Genomic DNA, 21,507 nt, shown 5'->3' with positions numbered 1-21,507 from the left:
TTCATTACGAGCCGCGCGCTTGCACGGCGCTTTCCCTTTGCCTATGCGCTTCGACCTCGAGCGGCCTTCGCAGAATGCTGCGGCACATCGTGTCGCCGTGTTGCTGATCAATCTCGGCACGCCCGATGCGCCGACGCCTCGCGCCGTCCGGCGCTATCTCGCGCAGTTTCTCTCCGATCCACGCGTGGTCGAGATTCCGTCGTTCGTGTGGCAAATCATCCTGCGTCTGTTGATCCTGCCCTTTCGCGGCGTCGCCTCGGCGAAGAAGTACGCGGCCGTCTGGATGCCTGAAGGCTCGCCGCTGCGCGTACATACGGAAAAGCAGGTGGAAGGGCTGCGGCATCTGCTGCACCTGAACGACTACACGGTGATCGTCGACTATGCGATGCGTTACGGCACGCCCGGCATTCCCGCCATGCTCAACCAGCTGAAGCTGGCGGGCGCCGAACGCATCCTGCTGATGCCGATGTATCCGCAGTACTCGTCGTCGACCACGGCCACGGCTTTCGACGACGCGTTCGCCGCGCTCAAGCGGATGCGCAACCAGCCGGAAATCCGCACGGTTCGCCAGTACGCGGATCATCCTGCCTATATCGCGGCGCTCGCGGCGCAGGTGAACCATTACTGGCATGCGCAGGGCCGCCCGGACTTCGCGGCGGGCGACAAGCTGGTGCTGAGCTTTCACGGCGTGCCCAAGCGCACGCTCGACCTGGGCGATCCGTATCACGAGCAATGTCAGCAGACGGCGTCGCTGTTGATGCACGCGCTCGGGCTCACAACGGTGGAATGCCGCGTGACGTTCCAGTCGCGCTTCGGCAGGGCCGAATGGCTACAGCCTTATACGGCGCCGACGCTCAAGGAGCTGGGCGCGGCGGGTGTGCATCGCGCGGACGTGTTCTGTCCGGGCTTCACGGCGGATTGTCTGGAGACGATCGAGGAAATCGGGATGGAAGTGCGCGACGAATTCGTGCACGCGGGCGGGAAAGTTTTTCACGCAATTCCCTGCCTGAACGCGTCGAACGCGTGGATCGCGGCGCTCGGCGAGATCGTCGCGCAGCATCTGCAAGGCTGGCCGGTGCAGGTGAGCGCGCCGCAAAGCGCGTCCGTTGCCTGAATTTTTCAGTGTCCGGCATGCAATCTGCATTCGTGTATCGGCTCATGGCGTCTGGAAACGCCTGAAGAAGGACTGATGAACTACAAGATTTCTACCGAACCGGGCGCTCGCTTGCGCATCGACAAATGGTTGTGGGCGGCGCGCTTCTTCAAGACGCGCTCGCTGGCAACGGATGCCGTCGAGAAGGGCCGGGTGCGGATCGGCGGCGCGACGGTGAAGCCGGCCAAGGACGTGCGGGTCGGCGATCTGGTCGAGATTGAGATCGAACGGATTGTGTGGCAGATCCAGGTGCTCGGCGTCTGCGACGTGCGCGGGCCAGCGAGCGTCGCGCAGACGCTTTACGTGGAAACCGAAGAGGGCAGGCAGAAGCGCCAGCAGGAGAACGAGCGGCGCAAGACCTATCGCGAGCCAGCCGCCGAATTGCACGGGCGGCCGACCAAACGCGACCGGCGCGTCATTGACAAAATTTCGCGTGAGGGTTGAACAGCTGTTCCATCGTCGCATGAACGCCACCATATTCGGTGGTGTGTTCATTGACGACGCCGGACATGCAGATGGTCGTGGTGCCTGCGATGAGTACCAATGCGACCACCGATATAGCGAAGGTCAGTTTCACGGTACTCCCCCATGGAGATTGCAAGCGGAAACGGGCGATTCAGCTGGTAGTAAGCCGTACGTCAGATTAGGGTTAACGTGCCTTTTCGAACCCTTTAGTTGAGTTTAGGGCACTCGCGCAGTGCGCTCAATCTCAATATGATGTCGCGCGCGAAATGCTTGTTACGCCAGATTTCCGGTCTCCTGCAAGGTGCAAAAAGCATCGGCGGGAGCCTTGAAATACGGCGTGCACACCCTTACTTGCACGGTTGATGCGCGGCCGGCATGTTGTATCGGCGCCACGCCCATCGGGCGAGTGCCCTTAAACTGCCGCCGTTTCTTGGCCATATCTATTTGAATTTCAGCGACATGGAAAACACGCAAGAGAATCCGACGAGCCAGAATCCCACGCCCGCCGACGAAGCCGCGCGCCAGGCCGCAGAGGCCGCATCGGGCGAGCCGCAGGCTCAGGCGCAACAGCCGGAGGTGGCTGCCGGCGAACAGCAAGCCGAAACGTTCGGCGTCGAAGCCGCGCTGGCCGAAACGCAGGCGAAGCTGGCCGAAATGCAGGAAAACTTCCTGCGCGCCAAAGCGGAGACGGAGAACGTGCGCCGCCGCGGGCAGGAAGACGTCGCGAAGGCGCACAAGTTCGCCATCGAGAGCTTTGCCGAACATCTGCTGCCCGTCGTCGACAGCCTCGAAGCTGCCGTTACGCACTCCTCTGACGATCTCGTGAAAGTCCGCGAAGGCGTCGAGCTGACGCTGCGCCAGCTGACGGGCGCGCTGGAGAAGGGCAAGGTTATTGCTCTCAATCCCGTTGGCGAGAAGTTCGATCCGCATCGCCATCAGGCCATTTCGATGGTCCCGGCCGACCAGGAGCCGAACACCGTGGTCGCCGTGCTGCAAAAGGGCTATGTGATCGCCGACCGGGTGCTGCGTCCGGCGCTGGTCACGGTCGCGGCGCCGAAGTAAGCGGCGCTCGCACCGCCATGGCCGGCATTCCCGTCGACAGCACCGCGTTCGCGGTCTTCGAGATGCAGGCACTCACGGCCGATACCTTTGACGCCGGCATTCAGTCGGTGGGCGACGATCTGGCCGTGGTGTTCTTCTGGGGGCTGGACTGCTTCAGCGAAATCGCGAAGAAGGCGATGCTCGCGCAGCCGGACGCGATCCGCGCGCTCGGGCTGCGCTGGTTTCACAGCAATGTGTACGAGCATCGCGAGCTGGGCAAGCGCTTCCTGCTGCATGGCGTGCCGTCGTGGTTCTTCTTTCACCGGGGCAAGCGTCTCGGGCGGGCGACGGGCTGGCATGGGCTGGCGCAATTCGAAGCGGCCGTCGCCGCGGCGCGTGAGAAAATCCGCGCGGCTGCGGTAGGGGCGGCCGGCGTCGGAGCGAGTGGCGAAGGCGCAATCGGCGGCTAGGCCGATTGAAAAAATTTAATGACCGCATCGCATTAAGGGTCTTGAAAACGATGCGACTGCACTTATGTTGAGTGCAGGATGAATTTCAGGGCGGGACGCCCGGTGGCCGGGTCGGCCAGCCAGCGATGCCCGCAGCGATCAAAGTCAGGAGATTAGTAAAAATGGGCAAAATCATCGGCATCGACCTCGGCACCACGAATTCGTGCGTGGCGCTGATGGAAGGCAATCAGGTCAAGGTGATCGAGAACTCGGAAGGTGCGCGCACCACGCCGTCGATCATCGCTTACATGGACGACAACGAAGTCCTCGTCGGCGCGCCCGCCAAGCGTCAGTCGGTCACCAATCCGCGTAACACGCTGTACGCGGTCAAGCGCCTTATCGGCCGCCGCTTCGAAGAAAAGGAAGTGCAAAAGGACATCGGCCTGATGCCCTACAAGATCGTCAAGCACGACAACGGCGATGCCTGGGTCGAAGCGCATGGGCAAAAGCTCGCGCCGTCGCAGATCTCGGCGGAAGTGCTGCGCAAGATGAAGAAGACGGCTGAAGACTACCTCGGCGAGGAAGTCACGGAAGCTGTGATCACGGTTCCCGCGTACTTCAACGACAGCCAGCGTCAAGCTACGAAAGATGCAGGCCGCATTGCCGGTCTGGAAGTGAAGCGGATTATCAACGAACCGACGGCTGCTGCGCTCGCCTTCGGCCTCGACAAAGCCGAAAAGGGCGACCGCAAGATCGCGGTGTTCGACCTGGGCGGCGGCACGTTCGACATTTCGATCATCGAAATCGCGGACGTGGACGGCGAAATGCAGTTCGAAGTGCTGTCGACGAACGGTGACACGTTCCTCGGCGGTGAAGACTTCGACCAGCGCATCATCGACTACATCATCGGCGAGTTCAAGAAAGAGCAAGGCGTCGATCTGTCGAAGGACGTGCTCGCGCTGCAACGCCTGAAGGAAGCGGCTGAAAAGGCGAAGATCGAACTGTCGTCGGGTCAGCAGACGGAAATCAATCTGCCGTACATCACGGCAGACGCATCGGGTCCGAAGCACTTGAACCTGAAGATCACGCGCGCCAAGCTGGAAGCGCTGGTCGAAGACCTGATCGAGCGCACCATCGAGCCGTGCCGCGTCGCGATCAAGGACGCAGGCGTGAAGGTGAGCGACATCGACGACGTGATTCTCGTCGGCGGCCAGACGCGTATGCCGAAGGTGCAGGAGAAGGTCAAGGAATTCTTCGGCAAGGAACCGCGCCGTGACGTGAACCCGGACGAAGCCGTTGCTGTCGGCGCGGCTATTCAAGGCCAGGTGCTGTCGGGCGATCGCAAGGACGTGCTGCTGCTGGACGTGACGCCGCTGTCGCTGGGCATTGAAACGCTCGGCGGCGTGATGACGAAGATGATCAACAAGAACACCACGATCCCGACGAAGCACGCTCAGGTGTACTCGACGGCGGACGACAATCAGGGCGCCGTGACGATCAAGGTGTTCCAGGGCGAGCGCGAAATGGCAGCGGGCAACAAGCTGCTGGGCGAGTTCAATCTGGAAGGCATTCCGCCCGCACCGCGCGGCGTGCCGCAGATCGAAGTGAGCTTCGACATCGACGCGAACGGCATTCTGCACGTCGGCGCGAAGGACAAGGCGACGGGCAAGGAAAACCGGATCACGATCAAGGCGAACTCGGGTCTGTCCGAAGCCGAAATCGAAAAGATGGTGAAGGACGCGGAAGCGAACGCGGAAGAAGATCACAAGCTGCGTGAACTGGCCGACGCCCGCAACCAGGGCGATGCGCTGGTCCACAGCACGAAGAAGGCGCTCACCGAGTACGGCGACAAGCTGGACGCGGGCGAGAAGGAAAAGATCGAAGCCGCGCTGAAGGACCTCGAAGAAGCGCTGAAGAGCGGTTCGAGCGACAAGGCTGCGATCGAAGCGAAGATCGAGACGGTTGCAACGGCCTCGCAGAAGCTCGGCGAAAAGATGTACGCCGACATGCAGGCGCAAGGTGCAGCGGGCGCGGCAGGTGCGGGAGCAGCCGGTGCGGAAGCAGCAGCGGCGGGCCAAAACCAGCAGGCCGACGACGTCGTCGACGCCGAGTTCAAGGAAGTAAAGAAGGACTAAGCCGGGTTGCTATCTGACCGCAAGGCTGCGCATGTCATCCGTGCGCAGCCCGGCTGCAAAGGGTTGAGCGCCTCCACGGCGTCTGAACCGATCACGCGCCTGGCGAGCCTTTCGGTTCTCCGGGCACATTTGTTTTATGGAGGGCGCGGCTTTTGACCCGCAATTGCGGTCGAGGCCAGAGCCTTACGAGTCGCGAGACTCCAGCATTCAAGAGGAGCCGCCGCGCCGCATCGCGCGGATGGCGTTGAACCGATATGGCGAAACGGGATTACTACGAGATTCTGGGCGTTGCAAAGAACGCGAGCGACGACGAAATCAAGAAGGCTTATCGCAAGCTCGCGATGAAGCACCACCCTGACCGCAATCCGGGCAACAAGGATGCGGAAGAGCATTTCAAAGAGGTGAAGGAAGCCTATGAAATGCTGTCGGATTCGCAAAAGCGTGCAGCGTACGACCAGTACGGCCACGCTGGCGTCGATCCGAACATGGCGGGTGCGGGCGCCCAGGGTTTCGGCGGTTTTGCCGACGCATTCGGCGATATCTTCGGCGACATCTTTGGCCAGGCAGCGGCCGGTGGGCGCGGCGGCCGCGGCGGTCCGCAGGTTTACCGCGGCGCCGATCTGCGCTACAGCATGGAAATCACGCTGGAGCAGGCCGCACACGGCTACGACACGCAGATCCGCGTGCCGAGCTGGGTGTCGTGCGAAATCTGTCACGGCTCGGGCGCGAAGCCGGGCACGAAGCCGGAAACCTGCCCGACCTGTAACGGCTCGGGCGCGGTGCGGATGTCGCAAGGTTTCTTCAGCATCCAGCAGACATGTCCGAAGTGCCACGGCACGGGCACCTACATTCCCGAGCCTTGCACGCACTGCCACGGCGCGGGCAAGACCAAGGAAACCAAGACGCTGGAAGTGAAGATTCCGGCGGGTATCGACGACGGCATGCGCATCCGTTCGGCTGGCAACGGCGAGCCGGGCATCAACGGTGGTCCGTCGGGCGACCTGTACGTCGAGATTCACATCAAGGCGCACGCCGTGTTCGAGCGCGACGGCGACGATCTGCATTGCCAGATGCCGATTCCGTTCACGAAGGCGGCGTTGGGCGGCGAGATCGAAGTGCCGACGCTTGCCGGCCGCGCGAGCTTCACGGTGCCGGAAGGCACGCAGTCGGCCAAGACGTTCCGGCTGCGCGGCAAGGGCATCAAGGGTTTGCGTTCGAGCATCGCGGGCGATCTGTACGTGCATGTTCAGGTGGAAACGCCCGTCAAGCTCACGGATGCGCAGCGCGACCTGTTGCAGCAGTTCGAGAAGTCACTCGTGGAAGGCGGCGCGCGTCACAGCCCGCAGAGCAAGAGCTGGTTCGACCGCGTCAAGAGCTTTTTCGACTAACGAGTTCTGACGTTGGCGGTATGCATGGCGGCTCAGGAAACAGCGGCTCACGAAGGAAGCTCCGTGTTCGCGTTGCTCGACGACTGCGACTCGACTGCGAGTCGCCGTTCGAGCCGGCTGTACACGGGGTTTCGTCGCGAGCACGTTTGCACTGACCGCGCGCAGCTGGACGCCGTCTGCGAGGCGGCTTCGGCCGATATCGACAGCGGGCTGTTCGCCGTCGTGCTGGCCGACTACGAATTTGGACAGGCTTTGCAGCAGAAGACGCAGCGTGCCAATGGCACGCTGCGTTTTTTATTGTTCGACACGTGCCGGAAGATGTCGCGCGACGAGGTCGACACATGGCTCGCGCTCTACGACAGCGCGGCCGTTGAGCCGTCTGTGGCGGGCATCGGCGGCGTTCATGCGAGCGTCGATGAAACGCAGTTCACGCAGGCCATCGGCGCGATTCACGACGCGCTGCGCGCCGGCGACTCCTATCAGATCAACTATACCTACCGGCTGTACTTCGACGTGTTCGGCACGCCCGCCGCGCTGTTCCGGCGGCTGCGCGCGCGGCAGTCGGTTCACTACGGCGCGCTGATCGCGTTGCCGGACGACCGCTGGGTCGTGTCGTGCTCGCCAGAGCTGTTCGTCGAGAAGAAGGGCCCATCGCTGCGCACGCGGCCGATGAAGGGCACCGCGGCGCGTTCTTCGGATGCGCAGCAGGATCGCGCGGCCGCCGAATTCCTCGCCAGTGACCCGAAGAACCGCGCGGAAAACGTGATGATCGTCGATCTGCTGCGCAACGATCTGTCGCGGATCGCGGAAACCGGCACGGTGAAAACGCCTGCGCTGTTTTCGGTCGAACCGTATCAGTCGTTGTGGCAGATGACGTCGACCGTGACGGCGACGTTGCAGCCGCGCACGTCGTTTGCCGAGGTGCTGCGCGCGCTCTTCCCGTGCGGCTCGATCACGGGCGCGCCCAAGCACAAGACCATGCAGTTGATCGAACAGCTCGAATCCACGCCGCGCGGGCTGTACACGGGCGCAATCGGTTGGCTCGACGCCCAGCCGGATCTCGGCGAGACAGTCGGCAAGCAGTGCGGCGATTTCTGTCTGTCGGTGGCGATCCGCACGCTGACGCTCGGCGCCGTCACACCGGACGGCGCGCGGCACGGCGAAATGGGCATCGGCGCGGGCATCGTGCTCGATAGCGTGGCGCAGGACGAATACGCGGAGTGCAAATTGAAAGCACGTTTCCTGACGGAAGCCGACCCGGGCTTCCAGCTGTTCGAAACGATGTATGCGACGCGTGAAGGCGGCGTGCGGCATCTCGACCGGCATCTCGCGCGGCTTGGCCATAGCGCGCGGTGGCTGGGCTTCGCGTTCGACGAAGACAGCGTGCGCGCGCAACTCGTCGCGCAATGCGCGGCGCTGCGCAACGCCACGCCGCACCGGATGCGGCTGACGCTGGACAAGGCCGGCGCGGCGGAAATCACGTTTGCGCCGCTCGTGGCGCTGACGGAAGAAGTGGCGGGCGTGCTGCTCGGCCCCGATCACGGTTTCGCGACGATGCAGGCGGCCGATCCGCTGCTGCTGCACAAGACGACGCGTCGCGCGGAATACGATCGTGGCTGGCGCGAAGCCGAATCGCACGATGCGTTCGACACGTTGTTCTTCAACGAACGCGGCGAGCTGACCGAGGGCGGTCGGTCAAACGTTTTCGTAATGCTGGATGGACGATGGTGGACCCCGCCGTTGTCGTCGGGCGTGTTGCCGGGCGTGATGCGTAGTGTGCTGCTGGACGATCCCGACATGCAGGCCGGCGAACGGGTGCTGACTCGGGAAGATGTGTTGAATGCGCAAGCGCTGCTACTCTGCAATGCGCTGCGTGGAGCGATGCCGGCGCGGATTATTGCTTGAACAAGGAAGCCGGCAATCCTCCCCGTTCACGGGGAGGAAGGATAGGCGGCGAACCGGAGGTTCGCTTCTCGGGCCGATGTTGATCGATCTGGCTTGACACGTATATGTATGGATGTACAGTAACCACATGCCTTCCATACTCCAGTCCGGCGTTCGATTCAGGGCCTATCCCAGTGCGGGATTGGGATCCTTGCTCGCGCGATGGATCGGCTGTCAGCGTTTCATCTACAACGGCAAGGTGAACGAAGACCGGCTGTTCGCGGCACAACGCCGGCTTGAGATGGCCTCGGGTAACGTGGAAGTCAAAACCCCGCTCGACCAGGCTTATTCCCAGTTCAAGGACCGGGAACTCACACCGTGGCTGTACGACGTGCCCAGTCAGATCCTTCGCAACGGCGCGGTACGCTGGATGAACGCCAAGCAACGTCAGCTGAAAAAGCTCGGCAAGGCACCTCGGCGCCGGACCCGCAGGGACTTCAACAGCGTCCACGTGACGGCGGAACTGTTCCGCTTTGTTCAGACCGCTGCGGGACCGGCCATCGAACTGGGCACGAAGGCCGAGCCCATCGGCAGGTTACCTTTCAAGGCGCATCGCCCGTTTGGACTGCCAAAGAGCATCGTCCTCCGCGAGGTTGCGGGCCAATGGTTTGTGAGTTTCTGCTACGGGCAGGCGAGCAATGTCATCCCGCGCGAGCCGCACGAACTGGCGTACGAGCTGAATGCGCTCGACGACGAGACGCTCGCGGGGTTCACGCTCGGCCTTGACCGCAATGTGGCCGACAACTGTGTCGCCACGAGCGCCGGCGAGCAGTTCCACTTCGATCCTGTGACCGTCGAACGCATGCGGCGCAAGGAGATCGGTGCGAAGCGGTATCAGCGGCGCCTGGCGCGAACGCAGAAAGGCTCAGCGAACCGCCGCAAGCTGGCCAGACGGCTTGCCCGACGGCAGGACTACGCCACACGCGTGCGCAACGACTTCGCCCACCGGCTCACGTACCGGCTCGTCAACAGCGAAGCGCGCTTCTTTGTGCTCGAGGATCTCAAGGTCCGGAACATGAGCCGGCGCCCGAAGGCCGTGAAAGACGGGCGCACGGGAAAGTGGCTGAGAAACGGAGCCAACGCGAAGGCTGGCCTGAACCGGAAGATCCTCGCCTCGTGCTGGGGCAGAATCGACGCGTTTCTGCGCTATAAGGCCGCGAAGCGGAACAAGCTGGTCGGCAAGGTGCCGGCCCGGAATACATCGAGAGGATGTTCCCGGTGCGGGCACATCCACGCAGACAACCGGGATGCCGGTCGGTTTGTCTGTGTACGCTGCGGTTTCACGCTGCATGCTGACCATAACGCGGGGATCAACATCAGGACCCGGGGAATCGAGGCATTGCGCGACGGAGCCTTCTCTGTCGGGAAACCGAAAAAGCGCGTTGCGTTTCGACGCAAGAACCGCAGTACGACCGGTGGGACGCCGGGAAGTTGCCTGTGGAGCGAATGTAAGACCTGATCCACGCCTTGCGGCGTCGGTCAGGCAGTCCGCCACGAAGCAGGAATCATGCGTCGCGAGGCGCAGAAGCACCGGGCTTTAGCCCGGTGAGAGTTCACTGGTTTAGCCGGCAACGTAGGAGGAACGCGCGTCAGGCGTGATGCCGGTGAAACAGATTATCGATCCACGCGGCGAGGCGCGCATGCCAGGTGGCGTCGTATTCGTGGGGATGATTGCCATGGTCACGGATGCGAATGACGTCGATCAGGCAGAAGGGGCTCATGTTCGAATCTCCGTTGGCGCGCGCTGAGCGCGTTGGAAGGAGAACGAAGATAGACGACACGGATTGCAGGTTGAATCGGACCGGTCGGAAAGATGTTCGTACGGCTCCGCACAGATCCCCATGAAAAAGCGGCGCATCGAAGCGCCGCCGGAATCAATCAGAACGTGTGCTCAGGCCCCGGGAACGTACCGTCCTTGACAGCCCGCACGTAGGCCTCGACGGCAGCGAGAATGCTCGGCTGCCCCTGCATGAAATCTTTCACGAAGCGCGGACGCTTGCCGGGGAAAATGCCCAGCATGTCGTGCAGCACCAGCACCTGACCCGAACACTCGACGCCCGCGCCGATGCCGATCGTCGGGATGCGCAACTGCTTCGTGACTTCGGACGCGAGCAGCGTCGGCATCGCTTCCATCACCAGCAGTTGCGCGCCCGCGTCCTGCATTGCGCGCGAATCGCGCAGCAACTGGGCCGCGCCCGCTTCCGTCTTGCCTTGCACCTTGAAGCCGCCGAACGCGTGCACCGATTGCGGCGTGAGCCCGACGTGACCGCACACGGGCACCGCGCGCTCGACCAGAAAGCGCACCGTGTCCGCGAGCCATTCGCCGCCTTCGAGCTTCACCATCTGCGCGCCTGCCTGCATCAGCTTGACGGCGTTCGTGAACGCGTCGGCGGGCGTGCCGTAGGTGCCGAACGGCATGTCGGCGACGATCAGCGCCGACGGCTTCGCACGCGCGACGCAGGCCGTGTGATACGCGATTTCGTCGATCGTGACGGGCAGCGTCGTGCTCTGGCCTTGCAGCACGTTGCCGAGCGAATCGCCGATCAGCAGCGAATCGACGCCCGCGCGATCGAGCAGCGCCGCGAAGCTCGCGTCGTAGCACGTGAGCATCACGATCTTGTCGCCGGCTTCGCGCATCGCCTGGAGTTTCGGGACGGTGACGGCGCTGCGGCTCGTCTCCTGCAAATAGGTCATGGGTGATCCATTGGGAACGCGGCTACACGCTGCAGCCAGACGCTATAGCGTGCCGCCTTTGACAAAGAATTCCTTGCGCCCGCGCATCGTTTCGATGCGCTCGACGAGCAAAGCAAGGCCCGCGTCGGATTCGAGCGGATTCAGGTGTTCGGCGCTGACCGTGAGAACGGGCGCGCCGTCGTAGTGATAGAAGAAGTCGTTGTACGCGTCGCATAGCGAGCGCAGGTACGCATCCGAAATCTGCAGTTCCATCGGCACCGCGCGCTTTTGAATGCGCGAGAACAGCACTTCGGGACTCGCCTGCAGATAGATGATCAGATCCGGCGACGGACCGGGCACATCCAGCTTCGCCGCGAGCGCGCGATACAGCGGGTACTCGTCGTCCTGTAGCGTCAGACGCGCGAAGATGTCGTTCTTCTGCGTCATGAAATCGGTGATGAGCGGCGTGCCTGCCGTGCGCAGCGCGCTGATGTCCTGCACCTGCTGTGCGCGCTGCAGCGCGAAGCTCAGCTGCGCGGGCAGTGCATAGCGCGACGTGTCGCGATAGAAGCGCTCGAGAAACGGATTGTCCTGCGGACGCTCGAACAACTCGTGCATCGACCAGCGTTGCGCGAGCCGGCGCGCAAGCGACGTCTTGCCGACGCCGATCGGCCCTTCGATCGTCAGATAGCCGTGCGGCGGACGCAGGTGGGGCGCCGTGACGGTGAGCGGCGGGGCGGACATCGGCAGGGAGTTCATGGGCAGCCGCCCTTGGGCGTATCGCTCCTGGCGTCGTCCGTGCGGAGCGCATCGGCCGCGTTGGGCGCGACGCATTGGCACGGAGATTTCATCTTTTCGATGCGCTGATCGGCGACGCCTGCAAGAAACGCATCGGCGCGGCCACGTTGCGGGATGATCAGCGCGGGTTCGATTTCGACGAGCGGCACGAGCACGAACGCACGCTCCGTCATGCGTGGATGCGGCACGATCAGATCGGGTTCGTCGATGGCGTGTTCGCCAAACAGCAGAATGTCGAGATCGAGCGTGCGCGGCGCGTTGCGAAAGGGGCGCTCGCGTCCGAAGTGAAGCTCGATCTTGTGACACAGCGCGAGCAGATGGCGCACGGGCAGCGCGGTCTCGAGCTTGACGACGAGATTCAGATAATCGTCGCCGCCCGCGTCGATCGGGGCCGTTCTATAAAGGCTCGATTTCGCGAGCACGGTGACGGTGTGCTGTTGTGCGAGACACACCACCGCGTCTTTCAGGGTCTGGCGCGCATCCCCGAGGTTCGCGCCGAGGCCGAGATAGGCAACCGTCATGGCATAACTTCCTGCAACTTGCGTTCGACGGCGCGCGCCGGAAATGCGTCAGTCCTCATGCGGGCCGTCGTGGCTCGCATCGTCTTCTGCGCGGTTTCCTGAAGCCGTGCCGCCCTCCATTCCGTCGCCCTGTTTGCTGCGGTTTCGGCTGTTGCTACGCCGCCGTCGTTTTCTGGGCGCCCGGTCCTTCCCGCCTTGCGTAAGCAGTGCCTCGCGTGCGGCGATGTCTCCTTCGATGAACTCCGTCCACCACGAACCGACCGACTCATCCAGTTCGCCTGATTCGCAGCGCAACAGGAGGAAATCATACCCCGCTCTAAATCTTTGGTGTTCGAGCAGCTTCAGCGCGCTGCGGCCCGAGCGCTTTTCGAGGCGATGCTGCAGGCCCCAGATCTCGCGCATATCCGACGAGAAGCGTTTGTGGATGGCGAGCTTTTCGGTCTGCATGTCGAGCACGTCGTCCATCGCGCGATGCAGCGCAGGGACCGGGAATTCGCCGTTCGCCTCGTACTGCTGCCAGCGTTGCTGCATGTCGTGCCACAGCAGGGTGGCGAACAGAAAGCCCGGCGATACCGGCTTGCCCGCACGCACGCGCGCGTCGGTGTTGTTCAACGCGAGCGTGATGAACTTCTCGCCGTGCGGCTGTTCGAGCACGACGTCGAGCAGCGGCAAGAGACCGTGATGCAAGCCTTCCTTGCGCAGACGCTGCAGGCACGCGAGCGCATGGCCCGACAGCAGCAGCTTGAGCATCTCGTCGAACAGACGCGCGGCGGGCACGTTGTTGATCAGGTCGGCGAGTTCGGTGATGGGCGCGCGCGTCGCTTCGTCGATATCGAAATCGAGTTTCGCGGCGAAGCGCACGACGCGCAGCATGCGTACCGGGTCTTCGCGATAGCGCGTGGCCGGATCGCCGATCATGCGCAGCAAGCGCGCGCGCACATCGGCCATGCCGTTGTGATAGTCGAGCACGGTTTGCGTCGCGGGATCGTAGTACATCGCGTTGACGGTGAAGTCGCGGCGCGTGGCGTCTTCGTGCTGCTCGCCCCAGACGTTGTCGCGCAGCACGCGGCCGCTTGCATCGACGGCATGCGTGCGACGGTCCAGCTCGTCGCGCTTCAGGCGGCGCGGCGGAGGGGCGTCGGCGTCGGTGGGCGGGGCGTCGACCAGTGCCCGGAATGTCGATGTTTCGATGATTTCCTGGCCGAACTGCACGTGCACGATCTGGAAGCGCCGCCCGATGATGCGCGCGCGGCGGAACAGCTTCTGCACCTGTTCGGGCGTAGCGTCCGTGGCGACATCGAAGTCCTTCGGCGCGATGCCGAGCAGCAGATCGCGCACGGCGCCGCCCACGATGAACGCGCGAAATCCCGCCTGTTGCAGGCCTTCCGTCACGCGGATCGCATTGCGCGAAATCAGCGACGGGTCGATGCCGTGAATGTCCGACGAGATGATGACGGGCGCGTCCGGCTCGGGCACGGCTGCTGGGGCCGGCTTGCGGCGCGTACCGCCCTTCGACGCTGCAGCGCTGCCTTTCGATGATGTACGGGGCGTGCGGCTGGTGTGTGCACGATCTTCCGGCACAGCGTAGTCGTCTGCTTCTGTGGGCGGCGCGGCTTCGTCAGCGGGCTCTGCGTCCTGTCCGAACAGCTTGCGAATGAGTTTCTTGATCACGAGGGTTGAAAGAGTTCGAGGATGCGCCAGCCATGCTTCTGAGCATGCGCGCGTAGCGTGTCGTCCGGGTTGGTCGCGATCGGGTCGGTGACCTTTTCGAGCAGCGGGATGTCGTTATGCGAATCGCTGTAGAAATAACTGCGTTCGAAGTCCGACCATGTTTTGCCCAGCGATGTGAGCCATTCTTCCGTGCGCACGATCTTGCCTTCACGGTAGCTCGGCGTGCCTTTCGGGTAGCCGGTGTAGTCCGATGTGGGGTGACCGTCGATCGTCTCCACCTCGCACGCGATCAGCTTCTCGACGCCGAAGACTTCGGCGATCGGCGCGGTGATGAATTCGTTGGTCGCGGTGACCATGCAGCACAGATCACCCGCGTCGCGATGCTTGCGCACCAGTTCCATCGCGGCGGGCACGATGGCGGGTTTGATGACCTCATGCATGTACTGGTCGTGCCACGTTTTCAGCTGCGAGCGCGGGTATTTCGCCAGCGGCGTCAGCATCGCGACCAGATAGGCTTGAATGTCGAGCTTGCCGGCCTTGTAGTCGGCAAAGAAGCGATCGTTTTCACGCGCGAAACTTTCGGCTTCGACAATGCCGAGTTTCACCATGAAGCGGCCCCATTCGTGGTCGCTGTCGGTGGGGATGAGCGTGTGATCGAGGTCGAAGAGAGCGAGGTTAGCCATGGGGGACTATTTTACTTGAAGCGGATGATGAGGCCTGGACAGCCGCGCGACGCGGGGCGTCGACCGTGCCGCTCGCAGTGCTGGCGCCGTCGGGTGACGCGAGCATCGTGCGCAAAAGCGGCAGCGTGACGGCGCGCTTTTGCTCGAGCGAAAAGCGGTCGAGCGCGTCGAGCAATGCCATCAGGCTTGGCATGTCGCGGCGGAAATGGGTGAGCAGGTAGGCGGGCACGTCGTCGGCGAGATTGATGCCGCGCTCGCGCGCCGCGCGCTTCAGAACGGCCGCCTTGCCATCGTCGGCGAGCGGCGCGACATGGAACACGAGACCCCAGCCGAGGCGCGTGCGCAGGTCTTCGCGCACGTCGAGGCCCATCGGCGCGGCGTTGCCCGCGGCGACGAGCGCGCTGGTCGGATGGGCGCGCACTTCGTTGAACAGGTTGAACATCGCGATCTGCTGCGCGCCGGACAGGCGGTCGCAATCGTCGATCGCGTACAGCGCGATGGCGGGGTCGAAGGCGAAAGCCGCGAGGCTGCTCTGCGGGCCGGCGTAGCGCGCGTGGCCCGGCGGCGCTTCGTGCACGAGCGCTTCCAGTAGGTGCGTGCGGCCGCTGCCCGTCTCGCCCCACACGTAGAACGTGCGGTCCGCGACCGGGCCGGCCGCGAGCGCCGCGTCCAGTTCGCGCAGGCGCGTGACCAGCTCGGCGTTGGCGCCGGCGAAGAAGTTGTCGAATGTCGATGGCGGCGGGGTGCCGAGATCGAGCGTCAATTGGCGCGACACAATAGATAAGCCGTTAATGACCGATATGCGAACCGATAAGCGATCAGTTCTTGTAAAGCGAGCTGGACAGATAACTCTGCCGCAACTCGCGGAACGCGACAGACAGTATCGCGCTGACGGGCAGCGCGATCAGCACGCCGAAAAAGCCGAACAACTGGCCGAACGCGAGCAGCGCGAAGATCACCGCGAGCGGATGCAGCCCGATCCGTTCGCCGACCAGCCGCGGCGTCAGGAAGAAACTTTCGAGTATCTGACCGATGCCGTAGATCAGCGCGACGGCGCCGAACCCGTACCAGTCGCCGAATTGCAGCAGCGCGGCGAGGAGCGCGAGCGCGAGGCCCGTCGCGAAGCCGATATACGGAATGAAGACGGCGAGCCCCGTGAAGATGCCCACGGGCAGCGCGATCTCGAACCCGGCGATATACAGCGCGACCGCATAGAACACGGCGAGCACGCCCATCACGAGCAGCTGGCCGCGCAGATATTGCGACAGCATGTGATCCATGTCGCGCGCGAGATGAATCGTCTTCGCGAAAAAGCGGCGCGGGATGAAGCCGCGCAGGCGCGCGAGCATCGCGTTCCAGTCGTACAGCAGATAGAACAGCACGAGCGGCACCATCACGACGTTGCCGACCACGGTGATCATCACGTTCGAACTGGTGCGAATCGAGGTCCACGCGTACAGCACGACCGTCTGCGCGCTGCCTTCGAGCTGACCCATCACCACGTCGCGGACGCTCGCGAAATCGAGCGGATCGATGATGCCCAGCAACGCCAGCTTCGGCTGCAGCCAGCCGTGCAGATGCGAGAAGAACGAGGGCACCTGCTGCTTGAGCTGCGGCACTTCCTTCTGGATGACGCCCAGCACGAGCAGCCCCAGCAGCGTGACGATCAAGGCAAAGAACAGGATCATCAGCAGTGCGGCGACGCCGCGCGGGACGCGTCGGCGGGTCATCCACGCGACGCCCGGCTGCAGGATATAGGCGAGGATCGCGCCGAGCAGGAACGGCGTGAGCACGGGGCTCAACAGCCAGAGCAGAATGCCGACGGCCAGCGCAATGGCAAGCCAGATAAAGGCGCGGCGCTGATACGGCGTGAGGATCGGACTGTTTTGCTGCAAAACGGGTTTCCCTGGTGTCGTGTCGGCGTCTCAAATTCCAGCCGTGCGGCCGGCATCGGGTAAAATCGCATTTTACCGACCTTCGAGCTCTCCCCCCATGAATCAACCGAAATCCGCCCCGAATTCCCCTGATTCGGCCCAAGGTTTGTCGTATCGCGACGCAGGCGTGGACATTGACGCGGGCGACGCCCTCGTCGACGCGATCAAGCCCTTTGCCAAGAAGACGCTGCGCGACGGCGTGCTGGGCGGCATCGGTGGGTTCGGCGCGCTGTTCGAAGTGCCGAAGAAGTACAAGGAACCGGTGCTCGTATCGGGCACGGACGGCGTCGGCACGAAGCTGAAGCTGGCGTTTCAGCTGAACAAGCATGACACAGTCGGCCAGGATCTCGTCGCGATGAGCGTGAACGACATTCTGGTGCAGGGTGCCGAGCCGCTGTTTTTCCTCGACTACTTCGCGTGCGGCAAGCTGGACGTCGGCACGGCCGCGACGGTCGTGAAGGGCATCGCACAGGGCTGCGAGCTGGCTGGCTGCGCGCTGATCGGCGGCGAAACGGCGGAAATGCCGGGCATGTATCCGGACGGCGAGTATGACCTGGCGGGTTTTGCGGTCGGCGCGGTCGAAAAGAGCAAGATTATCGACGGCAGCAAGATCGTGCCGGGCGATGTGGTGCTGGGTCTTGCTTCGAGCGGTATTCATTCGAATGGGTTTTCGCTGGTGCGGAAGGTCATTGAGCGCGCTCAGCCGGATTTGAATGCTGATTTCGATGGGCGTTCGCTTGCTGATGCGTTGATGGCGCCTACGCATATTTATGTGAAGCCTTTGCTGGCGCTGATGCAGCAGCTTGAAGTGAAGGGTATGGCGCATATCACGGGCGGCGGTCTGGTTGAGAATATTCCGCGCGTGCTCAGGGAAGGCCTGACGGCCGAGCTGGATCACCGTGCGTGGCCGCTGCCGCCGCTGTTCGTATGGCTGCAGAAGCATGGTGGTGTGGCTGATGCGGAGATGCATCGGGTGTTCAATTGCGGGATCGGGATGGCGGTTATTGTTTCTGCCACTGACGCGGATAAGGCTACTGGCTTGTTGTCCGCCGCTGGCGAGCAGGTCTGGAAGATCGGTGTCGTGCGTGAAAGCAAGGAAGGCGAGGCGCAGACTGTAGTGGTTTGAGTTGCCTTCCAGGCAGAGGTTATGAAGCCGTCCTGCGGGAGTTGGGCGGCTTTTTTGCTTTTTGCACTTTACTAGTGGCGTTGCCGCTCGGTGTTTCGCGCCTTTTCGCTGGCATCCGCGCTACGGTGTTTGCGGTTCAAGCGTCGCCCCGCACAGGGGCGACGCTTGAAGCACGAAGGCAAATCGCGGATGCCAGCGAAAAGGCAAAAAACCAAACCGCCCGGAGCGAAGGCAAAACGGAAATGCCCGCGCAAAGACAACCCACCCCCGCGTCGCAGACAAAAAAATCAGCCAACGACTCGTTCAATAGCCTGTAAGGCGCGCAAAGTGGCATCAGCAGCACAACAATCAATCACAACCCGCTCCGACATAGCCCGCAGCCACGTAAGCTGCCTCTTACACAACTGCCGCGTCGCAAAGACGCCTTTATCCCGCATGGTGTCGTAATCGGTCTCGCCGTCGAGATACTCCCAGGCCTGCCGGTACCCAACACACCGCATGGAAGGCAACCCCGGATGCAAATCCCCCCGCGCGCGCAGCCGCTTCACCTCATCAATAAAGCCAGCCGCAAGCATCGCATCAAACCGCGCCGCGATGCGCGCATGCAACACACTACGATCGGACGGCTCCAGCGCGATCGGAACGAATCGATAAAGCCGCGCTGCATCATCATCACGCGCGGGCGCGGCGAGCAACGCCGACATCGGTTGCCCCGTCAGCATGAACACTTCGAGTGCGCGCTGGATACGCTGCGAATCGTTCGGTGCGAGGCGTGCGGCCGTGACGGAATCGACAGCCGCGAGGCGCGCATGCAGCGCCGGCCAGCCTTCGCGCACGGCGTCGGCATCGAGCGTCGCACGCACGTCGGGATCGGCGGTAGGCAGGTCGTTCAGGCCCTGCGTCAACGCCTTGTAGTACAGCATCGTGCCGCCAACCAGCAACGGCACATTGCCGCGCGCAACGATCTCGCCGACCAGCCGCAGCGCGTCGGCGCGGAAATCGGCGGCCGAGTAAGCATCGACGGGATCGACGATGTCGATCAGATGGTGAGGCGCGACGGCGCGTTCCTCCGCCGACGGCTTCGCAGTGCCGATATCCATCTCGCGATACACCAGCGCCGAATCGACGCTGACGATCTCGACAGGCGCGCGCGCCGCGAACGCCAATGCGGCCGCTGTCTTGCCGGAAGCGGTCGGGCCGAGCAGGCAGGCGATCGGTTGGGGTGCGTGCTGCGTCATGAAAGGCGTGATGGCAGGCGTGGTGACAAACGTAAGCGAAAGTGCAAAACGGACCCGCTCACTGTCCGCGCATGAACAGCCGATCGAGATCGGCGAGCGTCAATTGATACCAGGTCGGCCGACCATGATTGCACTGGTCCGCGCGCTCCGTCGCTTCCATCTGGCGCAGCAGCGCATTCATTTCGTCGAGCGTGAGGCGTCGGTTCGCGCGCACCGCGTGATGGCAGGCAAGCGTGCCGAGTAGCTCGTGCTGGCGCTCGGTCAGCACGCGCGAGCCGCCGTACGCGTGCAGATCGGACAGCACCGCGCGCGCCAGCGCCTGCAAATCGGCATCCTTCAGCAGCGCGGGGACGGCGCGAATCGCGATGCTCGTCGGCGACAGCACGGCCAGATCGAAGCCGAGCGCATCGAGCGTCTCGCGCTCCTCTTCGACGACGCCGATCTCGACCCCGTCAGCCGGCATCGAAACGGGGATCAACAGCGGCTGCACGGCGATCGCGCGGTCCACGAGCGCGTTCTTGAACTGCTCGTACAGAATCCGCTCGTGCGCCGCGTGCATATCGACGATCACCAGTCCGCGCGCGTTCTGCGCAAGCACGTAGATGCCGTGAATCTGGCCGAGCGCGAAGCCGAGCGGCTGTTCGTCGTTCGCGTCGAAACTCTGCGGCGCGATAGCCGACTGAGGCGCCAAACCCGTGAAACCTGCAAATCCCGCGACAGGCGCAGACGCACCGTCATTCCCGACGGAATCCGCCGCGTCGCGCAGTTCGAAAGAAGTCGTGCCTTGCGGCGTACCAGCGCCCGTGTCCTTGTGGCCGAACAACGCGTCGTAAAGCGCGAGCGGCTGCGCGACGGGCAGCGTGCCTTGCGTCATGCGCGCCTGGCGCAGCCAGGTATTGCCCGGCTGCAAACTGCCGCCGTCGCTGACCCTGAAGCCGCCGCCGAGCGGCGTCGAGCCGAATGAAGCGGGCGTGGCAGGAGTTGCGACTGGCATCGGCTCGATGCGCGCAGCGTGCCCACCCGACGTCGTTTCCGGCGATGCGCCGGCGTGCCGCGCGAGCGATCGCTGCACTGCATGGAACACGAACTGGTGAATCGAACGCGAATCGCGAAAGCGCACTTCGATCTTCGACGGATGCACGTTCACGTCGACGGCCTCGGGCGACAGATCGAGGAACAGCACATACGACGGGTAACGGTCGCCGTGCAGCACATCTTCGTACGCGGCGCGCACGGCGTGCGTGAGCAGCTTGTCGCGCACGAAGCGGCCGTTGACGAAGAAATACTGCTGGTCGGCGCGTCCGCGGCTCGCGGTCGGCAGACCGGCGCAGCCGTACACAGCCAGCGGTCCCGCCGATTCGTCGAGCGGCAGATGCGCGGTCGCGAACGTCTCGCCGAGAATTTTCGCGACGCGCGTGGCGGGATCGCTGGCGTTCCAGTGTTCGACGGCGCGGCCGTTATGCAGCACCGAAATCGCGACATCGGGCCGCGCGAGCGCCGCGCGCCGGATCATCTCCAGGCAGTGGCCGAGTTCGGTCTGTTCGCTCTTGAGGAATTTGCGGCGCGCGGGCGTGTTGAAGTACAGCTCGCGCACTTCGATCGTCGTGCCGCGCGTGCCCGCCGCGGGCGACAACGCGCCCGTCTGCGCGTCGATGCGCGTCGCGTGCGAATCGTTCTCCGTGCGGCTCGTGATGTGCATGTCCGATACCGACGCGATCGACGCCAGCGCTTCGCCGCGAAACCCGAGTGTCGCCACGGCTTCGAGTTCGGCGAGCGAGCGGATCTTGCTGGTCGCGTGACGCATCAGCGCGAGCGCGAGCTCGCCTTCGGGAATGCCGCAGCCGTCGTCGGTGATCGAGATGCGCTTGACGCCGCCTTCGTCGAGCAGGATGCGCAGCGTTTTCGCGCCCGCGTCGAGCGCGTTCTCGAGTAGTTCCTTCACCACCGACGCCGGCCGCTCGACCACTTCGCCTGCGGCGATCTGGCTGATCAGCTGGTCGGGCAGCGGCTGAATCGCGCGCAACGGACGCGGCGTGAGGGCGCTTTCGGCTAAGCTCGTGTCGTGGTCGGACACCGGACTCGGCGCGTCATGGGCGTCGGCAGGCGCGTCGGCACGCGTTTCGGAAGATTCGGGGATCGCGGACATGGCGAAATTATAGCGATTCGTCGCAGATCGTCTGAACGTGCAGATAACGGACGACATTTTTTAAGGTCGTCATGGCACTTTCGGTATCATGGCGCGGTCAATTTGTTGCCTCGGAACGCTTCGTCACTGCGGTGACCTGCGT

Annotated in this window: 20 protein-coding genes and 1 pseudogene; 10 read left to right on the top strand and 11 right to left on the bottom strand. The window is 63.5% G+C overall.

Annotated features, from left to right (window positions below):
• The first annotated feature begins 43 nt into the window (after nt 1-43).
• Together hemH and C2L64_RS15005 are read left to right on the top strand one after the other, a co-directional pair.
• Nucleotides 44-1,114: a ferrochelatase gene (gene hemH, locus C2L64_RS15010; protein WP_090836992.1), complete on the top strand. Its 1,071-nt coding sequence runs from the start codon at nt 44-46 to the stop codon at nt 1,112-1,114.
• A gap of 75 nt (nt 1,115-1,189) precedes the next feature.
• On the top strand, nt 1,190-1,597 hold the full coding sequence (locus tag C2L64_RS15005) for an RNA-binding S4 domain-containing protein (protein WP_090836989.1): 408 nt from the start codon (nt 1,190-1,192) through the stop codon (nt 1,595-1,597).
• Here C2L64_RS15005 and C2L64_RS54130 read toward each other — a convergent pair.
• Nucleotides 1,569-1,730, bottom strand: a complete 162-nt coding sequence (locus C2L64_RS54130; protein ID WP_167449580.1) for a hypothetical protein — start codon at nt 1,728-1,730, stop codon at nt 1,569-1,571. The genes C2L64_RS15005 and C2L64_RS54130 overlap by 29 nt on opposite strands.
• Before the next feature lie 347 nt (nt 1,731-2,077).
• Here C2L64_RS54130 and grpE point away from each other — a divergent pair, with 347 nt between their 5' ends.
• From grpE to C2L64_RS14975, 7 genes and pseudogenes are all read left to right on the top strand, one after another.
• Entirely contained in the window at nt 2,078-2,680 is a 603-nt protein-coding gene (grpE, locus tag C2L64_RS15000; RefSeq protein WP_090836987.1) for a nucleotide exchange factor GrpE, read from the top strand.
• Nucleotides 2,681-2,697: 17 nt separating this feature from the next.
• Nucleotides 2,698-3,129, top strand: a complete 432-nt coding sequence (locus C2L64_RS14995) for a thioredoxin family protein (RefSeq protein WP_090836986.1) — start codon at nt 2,698-2,700, stop codon at nt 3,127-3,129.
• Between the two features lie 161 nt (nt 3,130-3,290).
• Complete coding sequence (gene dnaK, locus C2L64_RS14990) at nt 3,291-5,243, top strand: molecular chaperone DnaK (protein WP_090836984.1); 1,953 nt, start codon at nt 3,291-3,293, stop codon at nt 5,241-5,243.
• A gap of 254 nt (nt 5,244-5,497) precedes the next feature.
• Entirely contained in the window at nt 5,498-6,631 is a 1,134-nt protein-coding gene (dnaJ, locus tag C2L64_RS14985) for a molecular chaperone DnaJ (protein WP_090836982.1), read from the top strand.
• 24 nt (nt 6,632-6,655) lie between these two features.
• Nucleotides 6,656-8,536, top strand: coding sequence for a chorismate-binding protein (locus tag C2L64_RS14980; RefSeq protein WP_090836980.1), 1,881 nt, complete (start codon nt 6,656-6,658; stop codon nt 8,534-8,536).
• A 112-nt stretch (nt 8,537-8,648) separates the two neighbouring features.
• A pseudogene (locus C2L64_RS56280) lies at nt 8,649-8,726 on the top strand (hypothetical protein); the annotation flags it as partial.
• Entirely contained in the window at nt 8,727-10,034 is a 1,308-nt protein-coding gene (locus C2L64_RS14975) for an RNA-guided endonuclease InsQ/TnpB family protein (RefSeq protein WP_244144565.1), read from the top strand.
• Nucleotides 10,035-10,164: 130 nt separating this feature from the next.
• On the opposite strand, the gene C2L64_RS55860 is transcribed toward C2L64_RS14975, so the two are convergent.
• The 8 genes from C2L64_RS55860 to C2L64_RS14940 form a co-directional block, all read right to left on the bottom strand.
• On the bottom strand, nt 10,165-10,296 hold the full coding sequence (locus tag C2L64_RS55860) for a hypothetical protein (protein ID WP_007732100.1): 132 nt from the start codon (nt 10,294-10,296) through the stop codon (nt 10,165-10,167).
• Nucleotides 10,297-10,453: 157 nt separating this feature from the next.
• Nucleotides 10,454-11,269, bottom strand: a complete 816-nt coding sequence (gene panB / locus C2L64_RS14970) for a 3-methyl-2-oxobutanoate hydroxymethyltransferase (RefSeq protein WP_090836976.1) — start codon at nt 11,267-11,269, stop codon at nt 10,454-10,456.
• Between the two features lie 42 nt (nt 11,270-11,311).
• Nucleotides 11,312-11,992, bottom strand: coding sequence for a deoxynucleoside kinase (locus C2L64_RS14965; protein WP_167449597.1), 681 nt, complete (start codon nt 11,990-11,992; stop codon nt 11,312-11,314).
• Nucleotides 11,993-12,003: 11 nt separating this feature from the next.
• Entirely contained in the window at nt 12,004-12,567 is a 564-nt protein-coding gene (gene folK, locus C2L64_RS14960) for a 2-amino-4-hydroxy-6-hydroxymethyldihydropteridine diphosphokinase (RefSeq protein ID WP_007732095.1), read from the bottom strand.
• 48 nt (nt 12,568-12,615) lie between these two features.
• Nucleotides 12,616-14,238 (bottom strand): polynucleotide adenylyltransferase PcnB, encoded by a 1,623-nt coding sequence (gene pcnB, locus C2L64_RS14955; protein WP_090836972.1) that lies wholly within the window; start codon nt 14,236-14,238, stop codon nt 12,616-12,618.
• Entirely contained in the window at nt 14,235-14,921 is a 687-nt protein-coding gene (locus C2L64_RS14950; RefSeq protein WP_079486887.1) for a histidinol-phosphatase, read from the bottom strand. The genes pcnB and C2L64_RS14950 overlap by 4 nt, the downstream gene beginning before the upstream one ends.
• Nucleotides 14,914-15,696, bottom strand: a complete 783-nt coding sequence (gene hda / locus C2L64_RS14945) for a DnaA regulatory inactivator Hda (RefSeq protein ID WP_007732091.1) — start codon at nt 15,694-15,696, stop codon at nt 14,914-14,916. The genes C2L64_RS14950 and hda overlap by 8 nt, the downstream gene beginning before the upstream one ends.
• 43 nt (nt 15,697-15,739) lie before the next feature.
• Entirely contained in the window at nt 15,740-16,816 is a 1,077-nt protein-coding gene (locus tag C2L64_RS14940; RefSeq protein ID WP_007578651.1) for an AI-2E family transporter, read from the bottom strand.
• Between the two features lie 97 nt (nt 16,817-16,913).
• On the opposite strand from C2L64_RS14940, the gene purM reads away from it, so the two are divergent.
• Nucleotides 16,914-17,981: a phosphoribosylformylglycinamidine cyclo-ligase gene (gene purM, locus C2L64_RS14935; protein ID WP_090836969.1), complete on the top strand. Its 1,068-nt coding sequence runs from the start codon at nt 16,914-16,916 to the stop codon at nt 17,979-17,981.
• Between the two features lie 287 nt (nt 17,982-18,268).
• Here the strand turns inward: purM and miaA are convergent, their stop codons facing one another.
• Both miaA and mutL read right to left on the bottom strand, forming a co-directional pair.
• Nucleotides 18,269-19,219 (bottom strand): tRNA (adenosine(37)-N6)-dimethylallyltransferase MiaA, encoded by a 951-nt coding sequence (gene miaA / locus C2L64_RS14930; RefSeq protein WP_090836966.1) that lies wholly within the window; start codon nt 19,217-19,219, stop codon nt 18,269-18,271.
• 58 nt (nt 19,220-19,277) lie between these two features.
• Nucleotides 19,278-21,293, bottom strand: coding sequence for a DNA mismatch repair endonuclease MutL (gene mutL, locus C2L64_RS14925; protein WP_090837025.1), 2,016 nt, complete (start codon nt 21,291-21,293; stop codon nt 19,278-19,280).
• Nucleotides 21,294-21,507: the final 214 nt, after the last annotated feature.

The sequence above is a fragment of the Paraburkholderia hospita genome (assembly GCF_002902965.1).
Lineage (GTDB): Bacteria > Pseudomonadota > Gammaproteobacteria > Burkholderiales > Burkholderiaceae > Paraburkholderia > Paraburkholderia hospita.
The sequence above is the reverse complement of the archived record's forward strand: the minus strand, read 5'-3'. Positions and strand labels throughout refer to the sequence as shown.

What these genes read in the sequence shown, in the direction of transcription:
- hemH (WP_090836992.1), top strand. Translation starts at nt 44, where the DNA reads ATGCGCTTCGACCTCGAGCGGCCTTCGCAGAATGCTGCGGCACATCGT.
- C2L64_RS15005 (WP_090836989.1), top strand. Translation starts at nt 1,190, where the DNA reads ATGAACTACAAGATTTCTACCGAACCGGGCGCTCGCTTGCGCATCGAC.
- grpE (WP_090836987.1), top strand. Translation starts at nt 2,078, where the DNA reads ATGGAAAACACGCAAGAGAATCCGACGAGCCAGAATCCCACGCCCGCC.
- C2L64_RS14995 (WP_090836986.1), top strand. Translation starts at nt 2,698, where the DNA reads ATGGCCGGCATTCCCGTCGACAGCACCGCGTTCGCGGTCTTCGAGATG.
- dnaK (WP_090836984.1), top strand. Translation starts at nt 3,291, where the DNA reads ATGGGCAAAATCATCGGCATCGACCTCGGCACCACGAATTCGTGCGTG.
- dnaJ (WP_090836982.1), top strand. Translation starts at nt 5,498, where the DNA reads ATGGCGAAACGGGATTACTACGAGATTCTGGGCGTTGCAAAGAACGCG.
- C2L64_RS14980 (WP_090836980.1), top strand. Translation starts at nt 6,656, where the DNA reads ATGGCGGCTCAGGAAACAGCGGCTCACGAAGGAAGCTCCGTGTTCGCG.
- C2L64_RS55860 (WP_007732100.1), bottom strand. Translation starts at nt 10,296, where the DNA reads ATGAGCCCCTTCTGCCTGATCGACGTCATTCGCATCCGTGACCATGGC.
- panB (WP_090836976.1), bottom strand. Translation starts at nt 11,269, where the DNA reads ATGACCTATTTGCAGGAGACGAGCCGCAGCGCCGTCACCGTCCCGAAA.
- C2L64_RS14965 (WP_167449597.1), bottom strand. Translation starts at nt 11,992, where the DNA reads ATGTCCGCCCCGCCGCTCACCGTCACGGCGCCCCACCTGCGTCCGCCG.
- folK (WP_007732095.1), bottom strand. Translation starts at nt 12,567, where the DNA reads ATGACGGTTGCCTATCTCGGCCTCGGCGCGAACCTCGGGGATGCGCGC.
- C2L64_RS14950 (WP_079486887.1), bottom strand. Translation starts at nt 14,921, where the DNA reads ATGGCTAACCTCGCTCTCTTCGACCTCGATCACACGCTCATCCCCACC.
- purM (WP_090836969.1), top strand. Translation starts at nt 16,914, where the DNA reads ATGAATCAACCGAAATCCGCCCCGAATTCCCCTGATTCGGCCCAAGGT.
- miaA (WP_090836966.1), bottom strand. Translation starts at nt 19,219, where the DNA reads ATGACGCAGCACGCACCCCAACCGATCGCCTGCCTGCTCGGCCCGACC.